Origin of the sequence: Xanthomonas sp. NCPPB 3569, from assembly GCF_041475645.2 — a bacterium.
Taxonomy (GTDB): Bacteria; Pseudomonadota; Gammaproteobacteria; order Xanthomonadales; family Xanthomonadaceae; genus Xanthomonas; species Xanthomonas phaseoli.
This window is the reverse complement of sequence record NZ_CM192969.1, coordinates 2,837,472-2,859,392: the sequence shown is the minus strand read 5'-3', so window position 1 is coordinate 2,859,392 and position 21,921 is coordinate 2,837,472. Positions and strand designations below refer to the sequence as shown.

Annotated in this window: 12 protein-coding genes and 2 pseudogenes; 10 read left to right on the top strand and 4 right to left on the bottom strand. The window is 65.7% G+C overall.

What is annotated here, in order from left to right:
• The first annotated feature begins 218 nt into the window (after positions 1-218).
• The 5 genes and pseudogenes from ACCQ03_RS12540 to ACCQ03_RS12520 all read left to right on the top strand — a co-directional run bounded on the left by ACCQ03_RS12540 (position 219) and on the right by ACCQ03_RS12520 (position 3,427).
• A pseudogene (locus ACCQ03_RS12540) lies at positions 219-401 on the top strand (hypothetical protein).
• 31 nt (positions 402-432) lie between these two features.
• Positions 433-1,062, top strand: coding sequence for an alpha-ketoglutarate-dependent dioxygenase AlkB (locus ACCQ03_RS12535; RefSeq protein ID WP_209227325.1), 630 nt, complete (start codon positions 433-435; stop codon positions 1,060-1,062).
• Between the two features lie 85 nt (positions 1,063-1,147).
• Complete coding sequence (locus tag ACCQ03_RS12530; RefSeq protein WP_057679936.1) at positions 1,148-1,354, top strand: hypothetical protein; 207 nt, start codon at positions 1,148-1,150, stop codon at positions 1,352-1,354.
• A 61-nt stretch (positions 1,355-1,415) separates the two neighbouring features.
• Positions 1,416-3,125 (top strand): FAD-dependent oxidoreductase, encoded by a 1,710-nt coding sequence (locus ACCQ03_RS12525; protein ID WP_209227327.1) that lies wholly within the window; start codon positions 1,416-1,418, stop codon positions 3,123-3,125.
• On the top strand, positions 3,122-3,427 hold the full coding sequence (locus tag ACCQ03_RS12520; RefSeq protein ID WP_209227329.1) for a UBP-type zinc finger domain-containing protein: 306 nt from the start codon (positions 3,122-3,124) through the stop codon (positions 3,425-3,427). Before ACCQ03_RS12525 ends, ACCQ03_RS12520 begins: the two co-directional genes overlap by 4 nt.
• 201 nt (positions 3,428-3,628) lie before the next feature.
• On the opposite strand, the gene ACCQ03_RS12515 is transcribed toward ACCQ03_RS12520, so the two are convergent.
• The gene (locus ACCQ03_RS12515; RefSeq protein ID WP_057678210.1) at positions 3,629-4,375 is read right to left on the bottom strand and encodes an EAL domain-containing protein; all 747 of its coding nucleotides are present in this window, start codon (positions 4,373-4,375) and stop codon (positions 3,629-3,631) included.
• 148 nt (positions 4,376-4,523) lie between these two features.
• Here ACCQ03_RS12515 and ACCQ03_RS12510 point away from each other — a divergent pair, with 148 nt between their 5' ends.
• From ACCQ03_RS12510 to ACCQ03_RS12500, 3 genes and pseudogenes are all read left to right on the top strand, one after another.
• The gene (locus tag ACCQ03_RS12510) at positions 4,524-5,162 is read left to right on the top strand and encodes an HD domain-containing protein (protein ID WP_209227331.1); all 639 of its coding nucleotides are present in this window, start codon (positions 4,524-4,526) and stop codon (positions 5,160-5,162) included.
• Between the two features lie 260 nt (positions 5,163-5,422).
• Positions 5,423-7,956 (top strand): annotated as a pseudogene (locus tag ACCQ03_RS12505) (excinuclease ABC subunit UvrA).
• A 685-nt stretch (positions 7,957-8,641) separates the two neighbouring features.
• Positions 8,642-14,647: a coiled-coil domain-containing protein gene (locus tag ACCQ03_RS12500; protein ID WP_209227333.1), complete on the top strand. Its 6,006-nt coding sequence runs from the start codon at positions 8,642-8,644 to the stop codon at positions 14,645-14,647.
• Positions 14,648-15,739: 1,092 nt separating this feature from the next.
• On the opposite strand, the gene ACCQ03_RS12495 is transcribed toward ACCQ03_RS12500, so the two are convergent.
• The 3 genes from ACCQ03_RS12495 to ACCQ03_RS12485 are packed head-to-tail and all read right to left on the bottom strand — an operon-like array spanning position 15,740 to position 19,673.
• The gene (locus ACCQ03_RS12495; RefSeq protein WP_209227335.1) at positions 15,740-18,037 is read right to left on the bottom strand and encodes a xanthine dehydrogenase family protein molybdopterin-binding subunit; all 2,298 of its coding nucleotides are present in this window, start codon (positions 18,035-18,037) and stop codon (positions 15,740-15,742) included.
• Entirely contained in the window at positions 18,034-19,122 is a 1,089-nt protein-coding gene (locus tag ACCQ03_RS12490; protein WP_209227336.1) for an FAD binding domain-containing protein, read from the bottom strand. The genes ACCQ03_RS12495 and ACCQ03_RS12490 overlap by 4 nt, the downstream gene beginning before the upstream one ends.
• Positions 19,095-19,673, bottom strand: coding sequence for a (2Fe-2S)-binding protein (locus ACCQ03_RS12485; RefSeq protein ID WP_057678215.1), 579 nt, complete (start codon positions 19,671-19,673; stop codon positions 19,095-19,097). The genes ACCQ03_RS12490 and ACCQ03_RS12485 overlap by 28 nt, the downstream gene beginning before the upstream one ends.
• Before the next feature lie 297 nt (positions 19,674-19,970).
• On the opposite strand from ACCQ03_RS12485, the gene ACCQ03_RS12480 reads away from it, so the two are divergent.
• Positions 19,971-21,302 carry a DUF763 domain-containing protein gene (locus ACCQ03_RS12480; protein WP_057678216.1) on the top strand — a complete coding sequence of 444 codons (1,332 nt, stop codon included), beginning with the start codon at positions 19,971-19,973 and terminating at the stop codon, positions 21,300-21,302.
• A complete protein-coding gene (locus tag ACCQ03_RS12475; RefSeq protein ID WP_057678217.1) occupies positions 21,299-21,892 on the top strand; it encodes a GIY-YIG nuclease family protein in 594 nt (197 codons plus the stop codon). Before ACCQ03_RS12480 ends, ACCQ03_RS12475 begins: the two co-directional genes overlap by 4 nt.
• Positions 21,893-21,921 lie beyond the last annotated feature (29 nt).

Below are 21,921 nucleotides of genomic sequence, written 5' to 3'. Positions count from 1 at the left end.
GGTCCGCGTTAGGCAATCGCCGGCGAGAACGCGCAACGGTCGCCAACGCAGTCGCACACCGCAGCCATTTCCCTGCGCCGTGACGCCAGCACCGCCAAACCCGCCACTGCTGCAGCGGCGGCACCGATCAACACCTTGTCGCGGGGAGAGCGTGCGCGCAATCCGGGGCGCCGCCGGTCGCCACCGTCGATGCCGCGGCAATGCCAGGTGCTTGCCCGATGCCGCTGGACACGCCGCAAATCACCACGTGGGCAGGAGGGGGGGCGATGCATGCGATCTCTCCACGAAAACGAGCAGGCATGCTTGATCGCCGTACGTGAGAACGGTGCGGCGCTTTGTGTACCGCAGCGTGAAGCTGAACTGGTCGGCTGGCGCCATGGGCGACGAAGGCGTGGCGCTGAAATCTGCTGCAGGCGCCCGCATATTGCGTTGATGGATTTGTTCAACGCTCCCATCGCACCGCTGCAGGTGCTGCACGACCAGCAAGGTGGCGTGCGCTATTGGCCGCAGCTGTTGCCGCCCGCACTGACGCAGGCCGCGTTCGACGCACTGCGCGAGGGCGCCGATTGGCGCAGCCAGCGCCGCGAAATGTACGAACGGGTGGTGGAGGTGCCGCGCCTGCTGGCCTCGTATCGGTTGGATGAAACATGGCCTGCGGGATTGCCGCTGCAGCGCTTGCTCGATGCGGTGCAGGCGGTGCTCCCGGCGCCGTATAACGCGGCGGGCTTGAATCTGTACCGCGATGGGCGCGACAGCGTGGCAATGCATCACGACGCATTGCACACACTGGTGGCACCGCATCCGATCGCGCTGCTGTCGCTGGGTGCACCGCGCCGGATGCAACTGCGCGCTAAGGACGGCAACGCGCGGGCGGTTGCGCTAGAGCTGGCACCGGGGAGCCTGCTGGCGATGAGCCACGCTTCGCAACACACGCACGCGCACGGCATTGCCAAAACCACGGGCGCGGTGGGCGAGCGCATCAGTGTGGTGTTTCGCGTGCGCCCGGCCCAGCGCATGGCGGCCGGGCAGCATGGGCCACATTGGCAGCCCGTGCGGTCGTAGTGCCCAGGCTTGGGCTCGATTGATCGGGCAGCTCACAAAACGCCTGTGCAGTTGTCGGACGCGCACAAGGGTTACTTTGCGCGGGATGCAACATGCGGATCCTGCGTTTGCCATGCGCGGTCTGCACCTGGCGGATGATTGCTTGCCGGGTGTATCGGCCGCGCCGGATTCCCCACGCCGAACGCGTGCGGTCTTCACCAGCTGCAAGCGCCTGACCGGCCGCAGCACGCGCTCGCGTACGCTTGCCCGGTGTCTGCACGCTGTCGCGGCGATGCGTGACCATTTCGGGTGATTGCCATTGCCATCACCACTGCCCATGCTTGCATGTGATCCCCTAGCCGCGTCGCCCCTCCATGTCTTTGGACCAGACCCGCCACCATCAGATGTTTCCCGAGCTGGACGCGGGCCAGCTGTCGATCACCCGGCGATTTGCCAGCGGGCCGGCGCAACGGTTCGGCGCGGGCGATCCCGTGTTCGAGGTTGGCGATGCCCACGCGCCGGTGTGGGTGGTGCTGGAGGGCGCCATCGAAGTGGTGCGCCGCGACGGACTGGGCAACGAAAAGCCGATCACCCGGCACACGCCCGGCCAGTTCACCGGCGAGGTGAGTCAGCTGGCCGGGCGCGCGTCGCTGGCGGCCGGACGTGCCGGGCCGGACGGCTGCCTGGCGCTGCCCTTCGATACCGCGCATCTGCGCGCGCTGATGATCAGTTCGGCCGAAGTGGGCGAAGTGGTGATGCGTGCGTTGATCCTGCGCCGCGTCGGGCTGATCGAGGGCGATGCTTCCGGTTCGGTGCTGATCGGCGAGCCGAACGATCCGCATCTGACCCGTCTGCAGGGATTTTTGACCCGCAACGGCTACCCCAACACGGTGATGGATGTCTCCGACGACGACGGCCGCGCGTTGGTGGAGCGCCTGGGCATCCAGGAACACGATCTGCCGGTGATGGTGTGCCCCAGCGGGCGGGTGCTGCGCCAGCCCAGCGACGCCGAAGCCGCGCATTGCCTGGGCATGACGCCGGACATCGACCCGGACAAACGTTACGACGTGGCGATTGTGGGCGCCGGCCCTGCCGGCCTGGCGACGGCGGTGTATGCCGCATCCGAAGGCTTGTCGGTGCTGGTGCTGGACCAGCGCGCCATCGGCGGGCAGGCCGGTGCGTCGGCGCGCATCGAAAATTATCTCGGCTTTCCCACCGGCATTTCCGGGCAGGCGCTGGCCGGGCGCGCGTACAACCAGGCGCTGAAATTCGGCGCGGAACTGGCGATTCCGATCGAGGCGGCCACGCTGGAATGCGGCCGCGACGATGGCGCGCTAAAGCTGGATCTGGCCGATGGCAAACAAGTGCTGGCCAGCACGGTGGTGATCGCCTCGGGTGCGCGCTACCGGCGCCCGGAGATCGAGGGGCTGGACTGCTTCGAAGGCCACGGTGTCTCGTACTGGGCCTCGCCGGTGGAGGCGCGCCTGTGCGAGGGCGGCGTGGTGGCGCTGGTGGGCGGCGGCAATTCTGCGGGGCAGGCGGTGGCGTTCCTGGCGCCTCGGGTCAAGGAACTGCATCTGATCATTCGTGGCGATGGGCTGGAAAGCTCGATGTCGCAATACCTCATCGAACGCATCGCCGCGTTGCCGAACGTGCAGCTGCACACCGGCACCGAAGTGGCCGCGCTGGAGGGCGACCCCGAGCGCGGCCTGCAGGCTGCGGTGTTGCGCACGCGCAAGGACGATGCAACCACCCGCGTGGAGTTGCGGCACCTGTTCCTGTTCGTCGGTGCCGACCCCAACACCGGTTGGCTGCGGGATTGCGTGGACACCGACAAGCGCGGCTTTGTCATCACCGGCACCGCGCGTGGCGACGGCGTGCCGGCGTGCTTGCCGCTGGAAACCAATCGCCCGGGCGTGTTCGCCATCGGTGACGTGCGTGCGGGCTCGGTCAAGCGCGTGGCCGCCGCAGTGGGCGAGGGCGCCGCCGTGGTCGCGCAGATCCACCAGTACCTCGCACATCAGGCCAACCCGGTGCCGGTCTCCGAACTTGCCAGCGCCACCCAGGAGTCGACCAGCGCATGAGCCAGCACTGCCGCCATACCGATCAAATCAATCAGGTCACGCCCAGTGCGCGCGGCTGCGAAGAATGCCTGGCCATCGACAGCGTCTGGGTGCATCTGCGCCTGTGCCGCAGCTGCGGCCATGTCGGGTGTTGCGACGACTCGCCCAATCGCCACGCCACCGCGCATCACCATGCCACCGGCCATCCCATCATCGAAGGCTACGACCCGCCCGAAGGCTGGGGCTGGTGCTATGTGGACGAGGTGGAAGTGGAACTGCCGGATCAGACGCCGCAGCTGGGGCCGATTCCGCGGTATGTGTGAGTGGCGCCGCGTGGTGTTCGGCGGTCGCTGGTGGCTTGCGAGGCGGTGTCGGGATCGGGATCGGGATCGGGATTGGGGAATCGTAAGAGCGGTTTCCGCGCGTTCGATTGCCGCTGGTTGGGACGTTGTGCGCTTGCGCCTGCGTGTTGCGCTTGCTGGTTGGCGCGCAGATTTGCGTCGTTCGTGCGCACACCCGCACGCTCACTGCGGCCAATGCACCTTCGGTAGTTCTCCGATCTGGGGTCTGGCGAACAGATAGCCTTGCTGCAGGTGGATGCCCAGGTCGCGCAGGGTGCGGTATTCGTCGGGTTGTTCGATGCCCTCGGCGATGACGGCAATGCCGAGTTCTTCGCACATGCGGGTGACATGGCGCACGATGGCCTGGCGGCTGCGGTCGGTGTCGATCCCGCGGACCAGGGCGATGTCCAGCTTGAGCAGATCCGGCTGGAACTCGGCCAGCAGGCCGAGCCCGGCGTAGCCGGCGCCGAAGTCGTCGATGGCGGTCTTCATGCCACGCGCCTGATAGGTGCGCAAGATACCGAGCAGATGCGCCGGATCGGTGAGATGTTCCTGCTCGCTGACCTCGAAGATGATGGCGTCGAGCGGCCAACCGTGTTGCGCGGTGGCCGATAGCGTGGCGCGCAGGCAATGCTCGGGGTTATAGACCGCGTTGGGCATGAAGTTGATCGACAGCAGCGCCGGCAGGCCAATCTGCGCAGCGCATTCGATGGCCTTGATGCGGCAGGCCTGGTCGAATGCGTAGCGATTGCGCTCATCCACTGCGGCCAGGATGCTGCCGGCCGACTCGCCGTTGATGCCGCGCACCAGCGCCTCGCCTGCGTAGATGCTGCGGGTGGACACGTCCACGATCGGCTGGAAGGCCATGGTGATCGCGGTGGGGAAGTCTTGGCCGTCGCGGCAGGCGTTGCAGACAGGAAGCGTGGTCATGGCGTTGGGTCATCGAACGGCGTAGGTGCAGCCTAGACCTATCGGCCGCGATCGCGCAGCATTGAGCCTGAATCACTCATGGCGGTGTCCTCACCTGTCGGCAGTCGGGCTCGGCGATACTAGGCGCATCGCTCGCATCGGATGCCCCATGACCGCTCTCACCGAACGCTATGCCCTGGCCGTGGACTACGCGCGTATCGCGCACGCCGGGCAGGTGCGCAAGGGCACGCAGGTGCCCTACCTGAGTCATTTGCTGGGCGTCTCGACGCTGGTGCTGGAATGCGGCGGCGATGAGGAACAAGCCATCGCCGGCCTGCTGCACGATGTGGTGGAAGACTGCGGCGGCGGGCACGAGGCCTCGATCCGCGCACAGTTCGGCGATGCGGTGGCCGATATCGTGATGGCGTGCACCGATGCCACTGCCGAAGACAAGGCCGAGGTGGACAACAGCCAGCGCGCACGCAAACGCGATTGGCGCGAGCGCAAGCAGGCCTATCTTGCGCACCTGCGCAAGACGCCCGAGCGCGCGCTGCTGGTGTCCGGCTGCGACAAGCTCTATAACGCGCGCAGCATCGTGCAGGACCTGGAAAATCCTGCGGTCGGTCAGGACATCTTCAATGTGTTTACCGCCGGGCGCGAAGGCACGTTGTGGTATTACGCCGCGCTGGAAGAGGTCTTCCGTACCCGCAATGCCGCCACCGCGCGGCTGTTCAGTGGCGTGGTGAGGCGCATGCATGCCCTGGCCGACACCGGCGAGCAGGTGTCGCCGGCGCATGCGCTAGGTTAAGCGCCGCATAGAGAGGGCGGTACGCGCCTCAGGCACGAGCGGCTCACGCCAGGCAGCGGCAGCGACCACACAAAAGATGTGACTGCTACGCGCTGCCCACATCCATCTGACGAAGGCGCCCCCGCGCCTCGTTGGCCACTGCATGCCATCTGCAGCGCCTGGCACCTCAGGTGTTGCCTGCGCTCGATCAGCATCGCTGACACCGGCTGCATGCCGCGCACGCTAGGCTGGCGTCTTGTCGATCTCTGGTTTCGGTAGTCATGTCAAACGCGACGTCTTCCACTGGCCTGGTGCGCGTGCGCGTGCGCGTGCGCGGCGCGCGCGAGCACAACCTCAAGAACGTGGATGTGGACATCCCCCGCGATGCGCTGGTGGTGTTTACCGGCATTTCCGGCTCGGGCAAGTCGTCGTTGGCGTTCGGCACCATTTTTGCCGAGGCGCAGCGGCGCTATCTGGATTCGATCTCGCCGTATGCGCGGCGGCTGATCGACCAGGTCGGTGTGCCGGAGGTGGATTCCATCGATGGCCTGCCACCGGCGGTGGCCCTGCAGCAGGCGCGCGGCGCGCCCAGCGCACGCTCTTCGGTGGGCAGCGTCACCACCTTTCCAACTCGTTGCGCATGCTGTATTCGCGTGCCGGCCAGTATCCGCCGGGGCAGGAGATCATCTACGCCGACGGTTTTTCGCCGAACACGCCGGCCGGCGCCTGCCCGACCTGCCACGGCCTGGGGCGCATCTATGACGCCACCGAAGCGACCATGGTGCCGGACCGAAGCCTGAGCATTCGCGAGCGCGCGGTCGCCGCCTGGCCGGGCGCATGGCATGGGCAGAACCAACGCGACATCCTCACCACGCTGGGCCATGACGTGGATGTGCCATGGCACACGCTGCCGAAGAAGACCCGCGACTGGATCCTGTTTAGCGACGAACAGCCGGTGGTGCCGGTCTATGCCGGTTACAACTTGGCCGAGGTCAAGCGCGCACTCAAGCGCAAGGAAGAGCCCAGCTACATGGGCACCTTCACCAGTGCGCGGCGTTATGTGCTGCACACCTTCGCCACCACGCAAAGCGCGCAGATGAAAAAGCGCGTGGCGCAGTATTTGCTCAGCACGCAATGCCCGCAGTGCGACGGCAAGCGCCTGCGCCGCGAGGCCTTGTCGGTCACCTTTGCCGGGCTGGATATCGGGGAGCTGTCGCGGCGCCCGCTGGACGAGGTGGCCGAGCTGCTGCGCCCCGCCGCCGAAGCCACGCCCTCCAACAGTACGCGCAAGGGGGCGCGCCAGCATCCGGAACAGGTGATCGCCGCGCAACGCATCGCCGCGGATCTGCGCGCGCGCATTGCCGTCGTACAGGCGCTGGGTCTGGGCTATCTCAGCCTGGAGCGCAGCACGCCCACCTTGTCGCCGGGCGAGTTGCAACGGCTGCGGCTGGCCACGCAGATCCGCTCGCAGTTGTTCGGCGTGGTGTACGTGATGGACGAACCATCGGCCGGCTTGCATCCCGCCGATGCGCAGGCGCTGCTGGGTGCGTTGGATCAACTCAAGGCGGCCGGAAACTCGGTCTTCGTGGTCGAACACGAAGTGGACGTGATCCGCCATGCAGACTGGATCGTGGATGTCGGCCCGGCAGCCGGCGTGCAGGGCGGGCAGGTGCTCTACAGCGGCCCGCCCGCAGGATTGGAGCAGGTGCAGGCCTCGTCCACGCGGCGCTATCTGTTCGGCGCACCGCCGCAGGTGCATCGCCATGCGCGCGTGGCAAGCGCTTGGCTGCAGCTGCGCGGCATCACCCGCAACAACGTCCGCGCGCTGGATGTGGACCTGCCGTTGGGTGTCTTCACCACCGTGACCGGTGTGTCCGGCTTGGGCAAATCGTCGTTGGTGAGTCAGGCGCTGGTAGAACTGCTGGCCGCCCATCTGGGGCAGTCGCAGGCAGAGGACGAAGACGCCTTGGATCCGCTGGAGCGCGGCACGCAGGTGCCGTTGGGCGGTGCGATTGTCGCCGGGTTGGATCAGGTGCGCCGGCTGGTGCGCGTGGATCAAAAGCCCATCGGCCGCACCCCGCGCTCCAATCTGGCCACCTACACCGGCCTGTTCGACCCGGTGCGCAAGCTGTTTGCGGCCACGTCGGCCGCACGCCGGCGCCGTTATGACCCGGGGCAATTCTCCTTCAACGTCGCCAAGGGCCGCTGTGCCACCTGCGAGGGCGAAGGCTCGGTGTACGTGGAATTGCTGTTCATGCCCAGCGTCTACGCACCGTGCCCCACCTGCCACGGCGCACGCTATAACGCCAAGACGTTGGAGATTGCGCTACGCGGTCGCAACATCGCGCAGGTGCTGGAAATGACGGTGGATCAGGCAGCCGGTTTCTTCGCCGACGATGCCAGCGTGCTGCGCCCGTTGCAGGTGTTGCGCGAAGTGGGGCTGGGCTATCTGCGTCTTGGCCAGCCGGCCACCGAGCTATCCGGTGGCGAAGCGCAGCGCATCAAGCTGGCGACCGAGCTGCAACGCGCGCAGCGACGCGACACCGTCTACGTGCTGGACGAGCCGACCACCGGCCTGCATCCGTCCGACGTGGATACCTTGATGGGCCAACTGCAAGGGCTGGTCGACGCAGGCAACACGGTGATCGTGGTCGAACACGATATGCGCGTGGCCGCCAGCAGCGACTGGGTGCTGGAGATGGGGCCGGGCGCGGGTGACGCTGGCGGCAACGTGGTTGTCGCAGGCACGCCGGCTGCGGTAGCTCAATATGTCAAGAGCCGAACAGCTGCATTTCTTGCGCCGTTGATCGTTTAGGCGACGCACGTCGCAACTGATCGATACGGTCGGAATTTCAGTGCGCCACGTTTCGCCATCGCGCGCGGCGCTTCGCATTCGACATTCCGCGCGATGCTCAGCGCACTACTTTAGGGGGTGAGCAGCGGGACGTTGAATGCCCGACGTGTCCGCAGCGATACATTCTGACGGATGTCATTTCTTCTGGGAGGCAGGACGATATGCGCTTAATCACAGCAAGGCAACAGCGTCACGCTCGGGGCGTGAGCGTGTTCAATTGCGTGCACACCCTGAGTTTGCCAGCGCCCGCGTGAGCTCGCGTTTCTGGCGGGCTCGCCGTCTGGCCTGAACTGGCAATGCGTCGGTGCGCCAAGTGAGGGCCTGGGCGTTGCCCGCGCCCATCGAGTGTTTCCGATCAAGCCGAATGGATTGCCTACGCATGCTCCGCGCACTGTCAGGCATCCGTGGGCCTGTCTTGATCGGGAATGCACATCTGCGGTACTTCACGCCGTGTGAGGCGTCGCCCTGCAGACGTCGCGCCGAGCATCCCATTTTTTTGGATAGTTCGATGACCACATCACACTCCATCGCTTCCTCAAGTGCGTCTCGGTCGCTGCCGGCACCAGATTCGGTAGACACGTCGGTGCCGACCACAGTCTCACCGCGGCCGCCTTTCCCTGAGTCTCCGGCGCATGCGCCGGGCGCCTTGCCGGTAAGGCGACGCGCATCCAGCACCTCAACCACCGCGGTCCGCCTGCGCAGTTCCCCGTCGCAGCACGGCCGACGTGCCAGCGTGCAGCTCGACGGCGCCTCCGCGTCGGATCGCGAGGTCGCTCGCATAATTGACGCTTGTCTTGCGCGTCGGCCGGCGATCCAGAGCGAATCGGCGCTAGGCGGCGGTGGACGTCTGCTGCGCTATGTGGCCGATCCCAAGGATCCGCGGATGCCACGCAACGAGGCGTTCTTCACCACAACGCCAGGTTTACTGATCGCAGGGTTGACCGTGCATCCGGACGTCGAACGCCGCACCGGCACGGCGCCGACCGCCGACCAGATCGCCAGCCAGCTTGCCGAGCCGCCGATTGGTCTGCTGACCGGTATCTGGCAGGCGACCGATGGTCAGTGTTTCACCTGTCGTGCTAACCAGCTGCATCGCGCCGATGCGCGTGGGCGCTGGGTACCGGTTCCGCTGCCCGCCGCGTGCGGTGCAGCTGCCGATATCCGCATGCTCGGCCTGCAGGCCGATGGCGCTGTGTATCTGCAGGCGGGTGCTCACTGCTGGCGCGCCGGCAGTGAGCAGATATCCGTCAGCGTCGACGATCTACCGGACGGCGCCGTGCTTCGTTTCGATGCCGATGGCAGGCCATGCCTGCTGCATGATGGCCTGTTCCGGCGTTGCGATGAGGATATGCCCGACCGGATGGTGGAGTTGTTGCGTCCGGTGCCTGGCGGCCCAGCCTTCGAGCCGACGCCTGCGGTGCCGGTCGATGTGCTGCCGCTGCCGCATCCTGACGCCGGCACCGCGTTGATGCTCGATGACAAGGGGCGCGTGTATGAGGCGGATCTGCGCGGAACCGGGCCGATCGCTGCACGGCGCCTGACCTTGCCGGATCGGCTGGAGCGCTCACAGGGATGGGCGGTCACGTCCATCGGGCTTGTCACCGACAACGGTGTGCATCTTGTGCTGGAAGACAGAACCGGGCACCGCATCGCGTTGCAACGGCCGGCAGGACAAGCGAGATTCCAGCCGGCGTTCATGCTCGACCGTCCGCTTCTGCTGATGCGCAGCGAAGGGCTGCAGCTGCCCGCCGATGAGGCGATACAGTCGCCGGTGGTGCTGGATGGACATGCCCGGCTGGGGCATTTGGACGGGGTGCTGCACTACTCGCCCGCGCCAGACCAGCCATGGGAGCGGCTAAAGCTTGCCGATGGCGCTCCACTCACCGGCGTTGTCTCGTTGCATACCGGAGCGCGTGGCTTCGTCGACCGTCGGCCAGTGTTTGCGTTGCTGGCTTCGCCGCCGCAACTGGTCGACATCACGCTTCCCGGGCGGACCACCTGGCTGGCGGCCGATGCGGTGCCCACCACGCCTTCCGGTGGGCCGCTCATCGTGGTGCCGGATGTAGTGGAGGTGCGCTGCAAGCCAATCGCCCATTTCGACGAAGAGCTTGTCCAGGCGGCAGTGCATGCAGATCGCAGCGCGGTAGTGATGACGGCGTCGGGAACGTTGCTCAAGGTGGATGCGGAAGGCAACCGCGGCAGCATCCCCCCGCTGCAACGCCCGCTGGCAATCGCGGTCGGGTTGGACGATGTGCTGTATGCGTTAGACCACCCTCACCAAGGGCCTGTGCAGCTATACCGGCTTGCAGAACACGGGCAGTGGGATGCGGTGCAGATCACCTTGCCAAAGACGCTACCGCCACCGCGTGGGCTGCGCAGTACGCGTACCGGGCGACTCCAGGTGCAGTTGGGCGCGCGCTGGCACGCCGTGTTGCCAGCAATGACGGCTGCAGATGGCACCCTCCTGGCGGCACGCGTTGCCGCGTCTCCGTCACTCGAGGAAGTCGCCGCTGCCAGTACCCAGTCCGGTACCAATGCCCACATAAACCAGCAGCAGGCAAGTCGGATCAGTACGCCCGACCACGACGCGGCGATCAGCACGACCTTGCTGGGCACCACGTCCACCGATCCGTTAAGTTTGAGCTCGAATGTGCAGGTCCTGGTCGAGAGTGGTCGCGCTCAGGCCACCGCGCTCGCGCAAGTGATGACAGACATAGTCGGAGGTGCTGTGCGCACGCTGGCCGGATGGACCGGCGTGACACAGCCACCCACACCGCAGCAACAGCGACTTGCCGGCGTCCGCCAGGAGGCGATGCAGGCCCAGTCGCTTGCGCTGGAACTGTTCGAGAGTTTGCCTGTCCTGGCCGAGGTGCGTATTGCCGCTGCGGCGTCTGAGCGCCAACCGGTTGATGGGCTTTCGGCTGAACAGAATGCGCGCCTGGTGGCCTTGCGCGAAACGGCCTTGACCGGGCTGTTGCGCGATCTGCGCAAGATCGGATTCCGCGATGGCGCGCTGGCCGCCGATTTTTCCATGGCGGACGGGGCCTCCATCCAGCGGACAAGTTCGACTCCCAGCTATCGCGTCGCCGAACTTTGGCGGCGGGCGCGTTCTGCGGTCACTCGCGCTGTGGTGCAGAAGGATGATGACCTGATGCCCTCATTTGACCGTTGCATCGCTGCGCTGGCCGGTGGCGCAGCGCTACATCCGCAGGCACTGAGCGACATCGAGCATGCGCTGCTTGCCGAGTTGCGTGAGGTCGTCCATCGACTCAAGACCGCCAAGGTCGCTTTGCCGGCCCAGAAGGAGCAAGCCGCCAACGCAGCCGATGCGCCCAATGCGCTGCGCAGCGCCTGCCTGCTCGCAGGCTTGGTTGAGTACGACGCGCTGCTGGGCGTTCACGACGCGCAGGCGCTGGAGGCAGCCGACGCCAGGCGGCAGCAGTCCGGGTTGCATGCGCTGGCCAAGCTGGGGCTGTCGTCCTGGCGCGAACTGGAGGCATTCGATGACGTGGTGTCGACCTTTCGGCAAGAGGTCACTACTCCCGGCAGCGCCCGCCAGCTGCAGCTGCTCAAGAGTCTTGGTCTGCCGCAGGGGAGCGCCCCAGATGAAATGGCATCGCGCATGATCGATGTGCTGCAGGACCTGTTCAATCGCAGCACCTTCTTCTCGACTCGGGTGCGCTCGGCCGAGCTGCGCGGCTCGCTGGGGTCGGTGCAATGGATGCATGTAAATCCGATCAATGTCGGTATGGGAGGGGAGGCCATCCACGCGCTGGGCGTCGAGCGCATCGGCGATTCGAAGGACGGCGACGCGGGCTTGGTGGCCTTCTTCGTGCGCCACGCAAAAGCGACCGCGTCCGCAACCGCAGGCCTGAGCATTGATCTTGAACCGGGCCCGGGGACCGGCGGACATGTGTATGTGGACGCCCCGGGGCAAACAGTGTCTGCAACCTGGGGCGGCGCGGCCAATCTAGGCGTGGGGGGGACCTATCAACATGGCGTGGGCGCGGCAGTCATCCTGTCGCCGGACACCATCCCCGAATTTGCCAGACTGTTGTTCGACCGGTACGCCGACGATACCACCTGCCTGTTACGTGCAGGTGTGAATGATGGGGCGATCGGCCTGGATCTGTTTGAAACCAACATCAACGCGTCGCTCAACGTCAACCTGGCTGTGAATCCCCTGGCAGTCAGGCATCCCTTCGGCGCGAAACAGCCCACCGCACAGGGCGCAGCCACCGGCAGTCCGCGCAGCGCGATTACGGTGTCGGTGCCGGTCGGCATGACGGCGCAGATCGGGGTGCAATGGAGCCAGATGGAATTGCATCTGGACCACGCCTGGCAAGACATCATCGGCCTGGAATTCCAGGGTCGCATCGGCATTAATGCCGAGGTCAATGCCGGCATCAATTCAGGTGGCACATTGACTTCGGTACTTGGACGCAATTTCAAACGGCTGGTCAATGCCGTCACCGGTGCCGGCACGCTGCAGCTGGCCGGTGTGCGAGTGGCGTCTAGCGACGTGCAGTTGCCAACCAACGCAATACTGGACGATACGCGCACCGGCCCGTTATTGGGCACTGCCAGCTACAAGCGCACCCTGGATACGAATGCCGCGCAGCCGGTGACGCGGCATCGATGGGACACGTTGCGCGCACGGCTCACGGCCGTTTTTCCAGAAAGCAGCGCCGAACTGAGCGCGATGGAGTATCCGTCCACGCCGGAAGAGCGCAGTGTCGTGCTGCGCAAGGCGCTCGAACGTATCCAGGGTCCCGACGCGCTGGCCATCGAAGCTGGCGCGGCACTCGGCGGAGCAGCCCTGGCGCGACAGCGGACGCTCGCCGCGCAAGCGACTAGTGCCGCGGCGGCATCGCTGTGGAAAGGCGGTACGGCGGCCGAGCGCGCGGCAGTGGTCGACATGCTGCATCAGCTGCGGCAGGAGGACGCTGCAGCCATCCAGCAGCGGGCGCGCGTGATTCCCGGCGCCCGCGTAGAGATCAACATGTTCGGACGCGAATCGCTCGACGCGGTAATCAGTCATGCCATCGGCCACTGCGCGCTGGGCGAGAAGATGCGCGACGTTGCCGAGATACGACGCAAGATTCCCGGGCTGGATGAGGCGTTGCGCAGATTCAAGGACATCCCGTATGTCAATCAGGTTCGTTTCGTGTTTGAGATGCGGCCGCAGGCGATGGTGGCGATCAACGACGCCCTAGCCGCCAGGCAGCATGCGCAGTCAGCAGCTGCACTGGGATTGCCGGTGTCCAGCGACGGGATGTCCTGGCAGGACGTTCTGGTTGCCGCGCAGCAATCGCCGGATCTGTACCGGCTTGCGGCCATCGCCGTTCACAATACCGACGAAAATCCGGTCACCAGTCGTGTCGGTCTGCCGCTGCTCAATGTGGTGTCGACGGCGGTCGCCTCGCACCAGTTGTTCGAGGCGGAGATTCAGTTCCGTTACGGGTTGTACGACCGCATCGAAGGGGCGGAAGTCCTCGAAGCCGGTGCGCGTGCGCTGCGCCGCCCCCTGGACCGTCTGCAGCAGGCCGGCGTGCAGGCGCTTGGGCAACCTCAGCGTGCGCAAGTGCCGCAACCGGGCAGGGTCTCCCCGCGGGCCGAGCGCCCAGGGTTACAGGAGGCGCGCGAGCTTGCATTTGAACGGCATCTGCAGACGGGCACGCCGCCGGAGGGTCCTCATCTACGCGCGTTGACGCGCGAATTGGCACGCCTGGAAGAACAAACGCTTGGAGTTGATGCGCAGCGCCGCAACTGCGCTGCGCTGATGGAGGCAGTGGGGCTCGCACAGGCCAAGGCAGGCGAACGCATCGACCGCTTGTTGGCCAGACTTGCGCCAACAGGCCAGGACATCACCGAAGCGGCGATCGCGCCGTGGAGCTTGCGCCAAGCGCTTGCGTCGTTGCACGCCTGCAGGGAGGTGGTGACACAGGCCGAGCATGCGCTTGACCAGGCGCACGGTCGCCTAAATCACCTGATGGCCGGGCGCAGCGCAATGGAGGAGATTGCGGTAGCTCAGCATGCGTTCGAATTACTGCGGCAGGCTGCACAAAGTGAGTCGTCACTGATTGCAGCGATCGACTACCTTCTGCGCCAGACTGCAGAGGCGTATGACGCGCAAGAGGCGCAACTGCAGGACCTGGACGACAGGTTGAACGACCTGTTGCAGCGTCTGGCGGATCTGCAGCGCGTGTCTGAGCTAGAGCGTCAGTCTATCGAACATGCCGAGCGCGATGCCGACATCCGACGCCAAGCGCTGCGGGTATTGCGCATGCATGCCACGAGCACCGATGCGTTGGCGAACGACACCGCCAGCGAGGATGAGGCAGTGCGGGTACTCGAAGAGGCGCAAACGAAACTGAGCAGGGTCCAGCAGCAATCGGCAGAGACACGCGATCGCATCGTTGCGCTGATGTCGTTAGCGCACGGCGTGCGCGCCAGGCTGGCTGAAGAATCAGATGCGTTAGGCGACATCGATGCACAGACACGTGCAGCACGGCAAACCATGACACGTGCGCACGACCTCGGTGAAAAGGCGCGGGCTGCCATGCTGGCGATGTTGGGCGCACCCTTCGGCGACGATGCCGCGCCAGCGGCCGATGCCGGCGATGACATCACCCTGGCCGATGAGCAATGAGCCTGATGCGCCGGGCACGCTTGAATGCCGTCCTGACCGCGCAGGCGTACGCGCGATGCGCGGGCGCGCTGCATGACAGGAGGGCGCGAGACCGGCGGCGGGGCGCTGCGGGTTGGAGCGTCAACCAGGCGCGTGTAGCCGAGGATGATCGCGACGTAGCGATTATATAGATAGACCGTACCGATGGCCTGCGCAGCACGCTGGTCATCGCAGTGTGCATCAGCGCAGCTGTTCAAAACTGGCCGACACAACCGGTAGCGTCGGGCGGCCGTGTCACCCACATATCGAACAGCTCCCGCTCCAAGGTCGGCGGTGTGGCCGGAGTAGCTCAGCGGCTCACCGGGCGCCAGCAGCGCCAGGTCGGCACGGCGCCCGGCTGCTACCTGGGGTCTGCAGCGCTCGGATAGCGGGTGGGCGCAGGTGCAGCGCTCCGCGGCCTGCGGCAGGCCGAGGTTTGTCATTCGGTGGCGTTCTTCGCCACTGGTCGCGCAACAGACCTGATAAGTGGCCGAAACCGCGTGCGCAACACAAAGGACCTGCAGACCGAACTACGGCATCAGTTCGATACACGGGTGGTGGAAGCCGTAGCGGCGGTGGTCGATTCGGAAAACGGCACTGGTCAGCAATTGCGGCGCGCATGCGCCCGAAGCATTGGATGCGCTTTACCGGCAGCTGGAAGACACCCTGGTGCAGCTGTTGCGCCTGCATGTGTGCAGGGGCCGCGGAATGTCGGCCGACGATTCGACCAAATCCTGCGCTTGCGACCAACCGGCCTGAAAGCGTCGGCCAACAACGAGTTGGTCTTGAGGCGGCTGTTGCCTGCCAGATCACCATAGCTGTGGTCACGGTGCGCATAGGTGCTAGCGAGACATCAGGCAAGAAGAAGTCCGCGCGACGCTGATGCGGCGACTGGCATGTACTGCACCGCTCACACTCGACGCTGCACCGCTCCGATAACACGATGGGCCCAGTGCACCGAATGCATTGGGCCCATCGTCGTGACCCATGAGAGCAGCGGCAACGTGGCTGCGTTTTCGTAACCCGTCTTATCGCTGCGCCATGCATTCATACAGGCGCAACGTGCCACGCAGGTCAGTCCGCCATCACCTTGTCCGGTGTCATCGGTGTGCTGCGGATGCGCTTGCCGGTCGCGTGGAAGATGGCGTTGCAGATTGCCGCAGAAACGCCGACCAGGCCGATTTCGCCAACGCCTTTCGCCCCCAGGCTGCTGACGACACGGTCGTCTTCGTCCGCGAAGATCACGTCGATGTCGTGGATGTCGGCGTTGGCGGAGACGTGATACAGCGCCAGGTCGTGATTCATGAAGCGGCCGAAGCGATGGTCCGATTGGGTGTGCTCGTGCAGCGCCTGGCCAATGCCCCAAACCACGCCACCCACGATCTGGCTGCGTGCGGTGATCGGATTGAGGATGCGCCCGGCGGCAACGGCGCTGACCACGCGGGTGACCCGCACCGTGCCCAGTTCTTCGTCCACCCGCACCTCAACAAAAACGGCGCCGTGCGTGGCACGGGTGTATTTGCGTTGCTTGAGTACGTTCGGCAGCAGCAGGAACTTATCTTCGATCTGTTCCAGCCCTGCAGTGCGCAGCAGGTCGGTCAAGGCGATGGCGCTGCCGGCATCGGCCCGCAATGCCAGCTTGCCGTCGGCAAAGACCACATCGTCAGGCTTGGCTTTTGCGAAGCGCGATTCGGGCAGCGCCTGTGCCAGCCGTAGTAACCGGCCACGCAGCTTGCCGCACACGCCATCCACCGCCGAGCCCACCGTGGTGACGTGCGAGGAGCCGCCTTCGATCGGCGCGACCGGCAAGGTGGAGTCGCCAAGTTGAAACGTCACCCGCTCCAATGGCAGGCCCAGCGCTTCGGCAGCGATCATCGCCATCACCGTGTAGGTGCCGGTGCCGATATCGCTGGCCGCGCTGCTGACCACCAAACGGCCGTCGGCATGCAGCGCCGCATGTGCGCGCGCGAACATCTGCATCGCATCCCATTGCCCGGTGGCCATGCCCCAGCCCACCCACTCGCTGCCTTCCTTGCGCGCGCGTGGTTGCAGGGGTCGTTGCGCCCAACCGAAGCGCTCTGCCCCTTGCTCGTAACACTGGCGCAGCGCCTTGGTGGAGTAGGGCTTGTCGTCGGCCGGATTGACCTCGGCGTAATTCTTCAGGCGCAGTGCCAACGGATCGATGCCGACCTCATAGGCCAACTCGTCCATCGCCACTTCCAGCGCATGCACACCGTGCGCGGCGCCGGGTGCACGCATGTCGATCGGGCTGTATTGGTCCAGGCTCACCAGCTTGTAGCCCAGGTGCACGTTGTCGCAGGCATACAACTGCCCGCTCCAGTTGACCACCACCTCCACGTAGTCTTCGATGCGCGAGGTTTCGGCGATGGCTTCATGCCAGACCGAGCGCAAGGTGCCATCGCGGTCTGCGCCGAGCTTGAGCCGCTGCAGCGTTTCCGGGCGGTGGCCGAAGGTGAACATCTGTTGCCGCGTCAGCACCACACGGACCGAGCGATCCAGCAGGATCGACGCCATCACCGCCAGCGGCAGTTGATACTGCGGGCGCAGCCCCGAGCCGAACGCGCCCCCCACATATGGGTTGCGCACGGTCACCTTGCGCTTGCTCAGCCCAAACACATGCGACACATACCAGCGGCTGTTCTGCGAGCCCTGGGTTTTGTCGTAAATGGTGAAATGGCCGTCGGCATCGCGGATGACGGTGGACGCGAACAACTCCATCGGGTTGTGGTGCTCCACGCCGCTGTAGTAGTCGGCCTGTACCTGGCAGGCGGCATTGTCGAAGGCGCTCTGCGGATCGCCCTTGTCCTTGGGCGGCGGCGAAAATCCGGCCTTCAGCGGCCTGGGCGTGTGCGCGCGGTCCAGGTTGGTCATCAGGTTGGTGTCGTGCGGGTCCTGCAGCAGCTCCACTTCCACCAGATGCGCGGCAAGGCGCGCCGCTTCGAAGGTCTCGGCGACCACCAGCGCGATGGGCTGGCCGCTGTACAGGATCTTGTTGTTATACAACGGACGGAAAGGCGAACCGGCCGGCGCCGTCATGTCCTTGTAGAACAGGTCCATGCCGCGCATGTGCGGGCGGTTTTCGTGGGTGACGATCTCCAGCACGCCGGGAACTGCGCGTGCCGCATCCAGATGGAAGGCAACGATTTCACCCTTGGCAATGCTGCTGTTGACCACCACGCCATAGGCCAGATCCGGCACCGGCCATTCTGCGGCATAACGTGCCTGTCCGGTGACTTTTGCGCGCCCGTCGATGCGCGTGACGCCGGTGCCGGTGGGGCGATAGCCGGTGCCATTGTCGGCAACCGGTGGGGTCAGCTCGCTGTCGGACAGGTCGGTGCTACGTGCGTTCATGGCGATTCCTCCAGCGCACCGGTGCGCCCGCGGTTGTCGATGGTGCCTTCGCGCGCAACGCTCAATGCGCGCACGATGGCGCGGCGTGCCAGCGGCAGCTTGAAGGCGTTTTCGCCCTGCGGTTGCGTACCCTGCAGCAGCGCATCGGCCAGACGGCCGAAGGTGTCGGCATTGGCCGGCTGGCCAACCAGCTGTGCCTCTGCCTCGGCATTGCGCCAGGGTTTGTGCGCCACGCCGCCTAGTGCCACACGCACCTGGCGAATGCTGCCGTCCTCGGCCAGATCCAGGGCCGCTGCCACCGACACCAGCGCGAACGCATAGGAGAGGCGCTCGCGGATCTTGAGGTAGGCACTGTGCGCGACAAAGCGCTGCGCATCGGGCAGGTCGATATGCACGATCAGTTCGTCCGGCGCCAAGGTGCTATCCAGTTCCGGGTGATCGCCAGGCAGGCGGTGGAACTGCGCGAATGGAATATCGCGCTCGCCTTTGGCGCCCTGCACATGCACCACGGCATCCAGCGCCGCCAATGCCACGCACATGTCCGATGGGTGCGTGGCGATGCAATGCGCGCTGGTGCCGAGAATGGCGTTGTATTTGGTCAGCCCGCCAATGGCCGAGCAGCCGGTGCCCGGATCGCGTTTGTTGCAGGGGGTGGCATGGTCGTAGAAATACATGCAGCGCGTGCGCTGCAGCAGGTTGCCGCCATTGCTGGCCATGTTGCGAATCTGCGGCGAGGCGCCGGCTAGAATCGCCGCGCTCAACAACGGGTACCGCGTCTCCACCTCCGGGTGATACGCGGTGTCGGCATTGCGTGCCAGCGCGCCCAGGCGCAGGCCGCCGTCGGGCTGGGTGCTGATGCTGTCCAGCGGCAGCCGATTGATGTCCACCAGGCTGCTGGGGCGCATCAGCTGCAGTTTCATCAGGTCGGTCAGATTGGTGCCGCCGGCGATGAAGCGTACCGGTGCCTCGGAGGGCACCGGCTGCGCGTCGCCGCTGCGCGCTGCCATAGCGCCGAGTGCGGCATCGACGGTGTCCGGGCGTGTGTAGGTGAGCGGAATCATGCCGGCACCGTCCCGGGCGTCCACGGAGTGGCCGCGCTGTCGCTGCTGTCGCTGGGCTTGCCCATCACTTCCATCACGGCATCGGTGATCTGCGGATAGGCACCGCAACGGCAGATATTGCCGCTCATCAGTTCACGCACCTGATCGCGATCGTGCGCTTTGCCTTCGTTGATCAGGCCCACCGCCGAGCACAGCTGCCCAGGGGTGCAGTACCCGCACTGAAATGCGTCGTTGGCGATGAAGGCGCGTTGCAGCGGATGCAGTGCATCGCCATCGGCCAGCCCTTCGACGGTGGTGATGTCGGCACCGTCCTGCATGACGGCCAGGGTCAGGCAGCTGTTGATGCGGCGGCCATCGACCAGCACCGTGCAAGCGCCGCACTGGCCGTGGTCGCAACCCTTCTTGGTGCCGGTGAGGTCGAGGCGGTCGCGCAGCAGGTCGAGCAGGCTCACCCAGGCTTCGAGTTGCAAGTGATAAGGCTGACCGTTGATGCGCAGGTTGACCGGGTAGGTCGGCGCACTGGTGGTGGCAGTGGCCGGCGCCGTGTCATGGGAAGTGGCGGGTGTGGCAGTCATGCGAACCCCGTGGCGATGGCTGAGGAGAAGGACCACCACCTTGACGGCGCTGTGGTCAACGCAAAGTGACCACGGCTGCGATTGGCACCGATGCGGCGCGGCGTACGCGCATTCAGGAGCGGCGTCGTGACCGCTGCACGCTCGCGCCTGCATGGCGCGCGTGCGCAGGCGGGCATCGCGTGGAGTGCCACATGCTGCGCTGAATTCGTCAGCTTCCCGCGCGCGTCAATGCGGCGGTGTCCCAGCTGTTGCGACGTGCCGCCGTTATCCTGGCGGCATGAAGACGAGGTGGCAGCAATGAGCCGGCGTGGTGGCAGTGCGGATCTTCCCTTGCATGGAGGTCGCGTTCCGCGGTGGTTGGGTGAGCGGATGACACGGCTTGGCGCAGTGATGTGCGAGGCGATCGTGCACAGCTATGGGCGCGATGAATTGTTGCGGCGGCTTGCGCACCCGTTCTGGTTTCAGTCGTTCGGTGCGGTCATGGGCATGGACTGGCACTCGTCCGGCATTACCACCAGCGTGATCGGCGCACTCAAGCGCGGGTTGACGCCGCTGGCCGGCGAACTGGGCATTCATGTGTGTGGCGGGCGCGGCCGGCATTCGCGCGCCACGCCGTCCGAATTGTTGGCAGTGGGCGATGCGGTCGGGCTGGACGGCGCCGCGTTGGCGCAGGCCAGCCGCCTGGTCGCCAAGGTGGACAGCGCTGCCGTGCAGGACGGCTTCGATCTGTACCTGCATGGCTTCATCGTCAGCGACGATGGCCGCTGGGTGGTGGTGCAACAAGGCATGCACGGGCAGCGCAAGCAGGCGCGCCGGTATCACTGGCTCTCCGAAGGACTGAGCAGCTTTGTGGATGCGCCGCATGCGGCCATCGATGGCGCGCATCAAGGCAATATCGTCAATCTCGCCGACCACCGCGCCGCTGCCTCGCGCGATGCGCAGTTGGAGCTGCTGCGCAGCACAGCGCCGGACCGGCTGGCCCGCCAATGGCAACGGATTGCGGATGTGGAGGCGCCTGGCGCGGCGCTTGCGGCGCAAGGTCCGCTCACCGGCGATCTATTCGCCGGGCACGCCTGGGGCCCGGCACAACAACCGCATCTGTGCATGCCCGACCATCATGACGTGCGCAGCGAAAACGTGATCACACGACGGCTGCACGCCAGCCTGGCCGCCGCCGCCGAAGCCGGGCCGCGCGATTTCACCGCGTTGCTGCAGGTGCCCGGCGTGGGAGCGCGCACGTTGCGCTCGCTGGCGATGGTGGCCGAGGTGATGCATGGCACGCCATGCCGTTTCAGCGACCCGGCACGCTTTTCGCTTGCGCATGGCGGTAAGGACCGGCAACCGTTCCCGGTGCCCACACGCGTGCTCGATCACACCATCGGCGTACTCAAGCAGGCGATGCAGCAGGCCAAGCTGGGCAACGACGAACGCTTGCAGGCGATTGCGCGGCTGGATGCACAGGCGCGTCGGCTCGAAGCCAGTGCACAAGGGCCGACGGTGGAAAACTACATCGCGCAGGAACGTCGCGAGTCGCATCGCTATGGCGGGCGCAGCGTGTTCGGCTGGGAACCGGCGCCGGAGGATGCGCACACGGCGCAGCCGACCCAAGCGCATGCAGGTCGCCGATGAGCGTGCGCGCACGTGGCAGCATGCCGGTGGCCATCGATGGACGTTGCTTCACCTATGTGTTCCCCTGCCAATGGGAAGACCATTGCAAGATCGGTTTTTCGCGTGATCCGCTGGGGCGCATCGGTAGCCTGCATCCGCGCTGGTTCGATTTTTTCGATCTGGAGCACGGGCTGCTGGTGGAAACCGAACGCGAGCGCGATGCGCGCGATCTCGAACTGCAACTGCGGCGCCCGCTGCTTGTCCACAACGCACCGGCACCGATGGCGATCCGCGCAGTGGCCGGTGGGCATACCGAATGGTTTCGGGGCGTGGGCGATGCATTGCAAGGTGCAGTCGCGCAACTGCAGCAGGGCGGGTACCGCGTGTTCGTGTTGCGCGATTGGCTGCAGGCGGCGATGGCCCAGCGTATCGATCGGCTCTACGACTGGGCTGCGGTGCAGTTGAGTGCGGACGAACTGGATGGCTTGGTCGGTCCTACGCCAGCACAACGTGCGCTGCGCGATGTACTCGATGGCTATCGCGCATTGGATTTTTCCATGCAGCAACATCTGCCCGAACACATTTGGGTTTGGTATTGCCGCAACCGCTGAGCATGTTGCCAGCATGTTGACGTGCGGGG